The sequence below is a fragment of the Barnesiella sp. genome (assembly GCF_022723415.1).
Taxonomy (GTDB): domain Bacteria; phylum Bacteroidota; class Bacteroidia; order Bacteroidales; family Barnesiellaceae; genus Barnesiella; species Barnesiella intestinihominis.
The window spans coordinates 1-3,503 of record NZ_JAIJHU010000107.1 but is presented as its reverse complement, the minus strand read 5'-3'; the positions used below and the strand labels follow the sequence as shown (position 1 = coordinate 3,503).

The 3,503-nt window shown below is 41.7% G+C and carries 5 protein-coding genes; 1 reads left to right on the top strand and 4 read right to left on the bottom strand.

Going from position 1 to position 3,503, the window contains the following annotated elements:
- The 4 genes from QVD32_RS12740 to QVD32_RS12725 all read right to left on the bottom strand — a co-directional run.
- On the bottom strand, positions 1-1,819 hold a 1,819-nt coding region (locus QVD32_RS12740; protein ID WP_502795840.1), incomplete at its 3' end, for a polysaccharide deacetylase family protein.
- A 378-nt stretch (positions 1,820-2,197) separates the two neighbouring features.
- On the bottom strand, positions 2,198-2,494 hold the full coding sequence (locus QVD32_RS12735; protein ID WP_287710323.1) for a hypothetical protein: 297 nt from the start codon (positions 2,492-2,494) through the stop codon (positions 2,198-2,200).
- Between the two features lies 1 nt (position 2,495).
- Positions 2,496-2,702, bottom strand: coding sequence for a hypothetical protein (locus QVD32_RS12730; protein ID WP_118116899.1), 207 nt, complete (start codon positions 2,700-2,702; stop codon positions 2,496-2,498).
- A complete protein-coding gene (locus QVD32_RS12725; protein WP_118116898.1) occupies positions 2,687-2,908 on the bottom strand; it encodes a hypothetical protein in 222 nt (73 codons plus the stop codon). Before QVD32_RS12725 ends, QVD32_RS12730 begins: the two co-directional genes overlap by 16 nt.
- A 121-nt stretch (positions 2,909-3,029) precedes the next feature.
- Here QVD32_RS12725 and QVD32_RS12720 point away from each other — a divergent pair, with 121 nt between their 5' ends.
- Complete coding sequence (locus QVD32_RS12720; protein ID WP_287710322.1) at positions 3,030-3,407, top strand: helix-turn-helix domain-containing protein; 378 nt, start codon at positions 3,030-3,032, stop codon at positions 3,405-3,407.
- The last annotated feature ends 96 nt before the right edge of the window (positions 3,408-3,503 follow it).

The window sequence follows — 3,503 nt, the reverse complement described above, 5'->3', positions numbered from 1 at the left end:
CTGCTATATCGAAGAGGTGAGCCTTATGGTAAGCCTCCTTTTCATCAATACTTTTGTCCTCGAAAGCATACTCCAGCTCCTTGCGCCAATAGGTGCGTGAGGCGTTGATGAGGTATCCGAAGAAATGGGATTTCACGCTTTTGATCTCAATGTCAAACTTCGGTCTTCCATCCTCATCTATGGTGCGAGAGATAGCGAACATGTCGTCTAACTTTTTGAAATTGTGATCGATGACATTCTCTTGCCACACGTAGTTTTTCAACGAACTGCCTTCACGCTGATACTCCGTCAAGCCATCCTTGCTGACCTCTACGCTGACTCGAGGAAAGAAGAATAGTTGTGAGTGGTTGGTGTAGCTGGTGAAGTCTAACGTAATCTCTTGCAGTGAGTCGAGCGCTGCGCTGGAGAGCTTCGGGGTATTCAGAACCAGGTTGAGGATATCTCGCTTTTCAGCTCTATCGATGACCCATTGACGGCAGAACTCTCGGATGTCTCTTGTTGTTATGAGCTTGACGATGTTGCCTGTGATGCGAACATACTTAGTAATTGTGGAGTTGTCGTCATGTAAGGTGTAAAAACCATTGAGGCGAAGAAAATTATAGAGGCACGCAGTGTCAATGTAATGGTCCCAGGTGTTGGCCTTTTTGTTGAGCTTGCTCACCCAGAAGCGAGCTGGCATGGCAAGTGTCATAAGATTGCGGAAGTCTTTGCGTGTATTGCGCAACTCCATCCAGTCTCGTAGGTCTTTGCGCCCCTTACCACGGTTGTCATGGTAAGTACGAAGCCATGAAGGCAGCCATATTGTATGAACATCGATGAAGCGCAGAGCTAACTCTGTACCCTTAGCAATGCCCGTCTCGTCAATGTCGGGTATATTGTAGAGTACCTCGACATATTTCATGATTTCTTTGTATTCTTCTTCACTCAACTTGTAAGTCTCGGAGTTGAACCATAGAGGGTGGTAGCCCAAGGATCGGCAACAGAGACTGTCACGCTCTCCACTGCAGATGAAAGCTTCAGGTAACTTCTTTTCCTTGTAAGGCTTGGAGTCATCGGTGTTGGTCTTGTTGTATTCGGCCTCCTCACGTCTGTTAAATTCGTGGTAAGCTGCTTTCAGCTCGGCAAGCCCATTGATGTATGATTTTGGTTTTATGCCTTCAGGTGTATAAGAGAATCGCCATTGCTTTTGATAGTTAAGAGGCTCGTATATCTTAAAGAACTTGACTTCCGGTTTGTCGCCTGAAGCCGGAGATACAAGGCACTCACGCATGAATATCGGATAGTGCTCATTACTGTACTTGATTTTAACCTTGCGGTCTTTTACGTAGCCAATCCATTTGGCAGAGTGCCAGTTGAGGGCATCGACGTGCTCCTGTTTGACGTTTGGACCAAGTACACTCAGCTCGTTGTCGGTAAACTTCTCCTTGAGCTCAAATATGCGAGTGCCGTCTTTCTCCTCTATTGTGGCATCTCGCTCAGCGAAGGTTGGCTTGTTGACATCCTTCTTCAACTCGTCGCTGACGTTGAACTCTGCAGCCAATCGTAGGATAGCATCAGGAAAGCGACTGATGTTTTTCTCTTTCATATAGAGGTCGATAGGTGATTCTGCTACACCTTCGCCTCCAAAGTCCGTCACCTTCCAGCAGGCATCGTATTTTTTGATGCTGCAGGAAGGGGTCTTTTCGTTTCTTATGGCAAAGTGTTTTTTGACATTGCCATTACAGTATTTAGCGAAGCAATTTTTGGCATCTGGATATAGTGCGAAGATGATGTCCAGGCCGTCATTTGTCGCTTGATAAATTTGTTCTGCTTTGATCATATTTCTTTTCCCTTATTAAAATTCGCTTGCAAAGTTATTGCAAAGCAAGCTCAAAACAAAATACTTACTGTCGATAGCCTTAATGCCTTAGAATATGACACTTTATGACTTTGTTGACAGCATCTGGTTGGGACAGGTTGAGTTCCGAGACAAAACGTCTTTCATACTCAGCCTGCGTCTCACGCTCTTTACGGTGTGGGGGGGTAAGGATATCACAGATAACCTTATAGCCTGTTTCTAACGTTATTATTGCTTTCATAATCGCTAATTCTTTTTGGGGTGCATCCAAGTGGTTCAGATTTATGCTCTATATATCTGCGAAATAGGGGACAGTATCTTCCATTGATACAGTTCACCCCTATTGGGCAACTTAGACATTTACTTGGAGGCATCTACCTGTACGTTAAATCTATCGTTGTGGATGAGAAGCTTGGCTTTGATATATTCTGGTCTTTGCTCCTCCTCGTTCCAAGCAATTTCCCTGTAGTCTCTGCTATCGATGTAGCACTCTGAGGCTCTTCCGTCCCCAGTCCATTCTACGATATGATCTTTATCATATTCGTCTTGGGCAGGAATAGTGCCAAGTATGCGAATACCAAACTTGGTACTATTTCTGACTTCGTGTATGATAACATCGGGGAACTTTTCTGTGATGGCATCCTCGATAGATTTCATTTTAATCTTCTTTTTCATTGTTCTTCATTCTATATTTGACAATACCCTCGACGATGCCAACCTCTGCATCATCATATGAAATTTCGACATTAGTCGTGCCTTTGTGGAAAATTCCATAGCAAACCTCCGCATTGACATTTGCATCCTCGAAGTCTTTGTTGATGGCTTCAAGTTGCTTATGATTGCATCTTATTACAATTTTTCCCATGCTCCTTCGTTGATAATTTCATCGACAATATCTTTTTGGTATGGCAACCAGTTATCTTTTTTAATTTTGTCATAGATGCCAGATGCAGACATACCGAACTTCAGTTGGAGGGCAAGTATAAACTTGCTTCTCTTTTTGCGTGGAATTTCATTGTACCAGTCGAGCAATGAATTTTTCTCATCATTTTTTTGCTTTTTTTCTTCCATAATTGAAATATTATTATTAACTTTGTTGCAAAGTTACGAATAAAAATTAGAAAAGACTAACGATAATAAGTAAAATTACTTATGATAGTTAGTTAAATATTATTAATTAAATAGCATAATTATGTTTAATGGTCAGATACTCAGACAGTTAATAGCAAATGCTGGATTAACTAAAAAAGAGTTTGAAAAGCAAATGTTCGGTAGTAAATCCACCGACCTCTACCATCTGGAGAAAGCAAAGAATCTCCGTAGTGATACTCTTGAGCGTCTGCGTGATGTATTGAAGTGCTCTATGGATGATCTCTTTACCGCACCGTCTTGGGCTTCGAGTGGGACGGGAACAGTTGTGGGCTCAAATAATGTAATGTCCACGGTCGCTATTGGTAACGCTTCGCTTGAATCCCAGTATCTAAAAGAGTTAATCTTGGAGAAGGACAAGCGCATCAGTACGTTAGAAAATTATATAAAATTGTTAGAAAGTAAGGAAAATAGAGACTAAATACGAACGAAAGTTAGTAAAATAATTCTTCTATAATAAGGAACAGGTACAATTAATATTAATTTGGTCTTGGTATTAACAACTTATCTTAGTAGT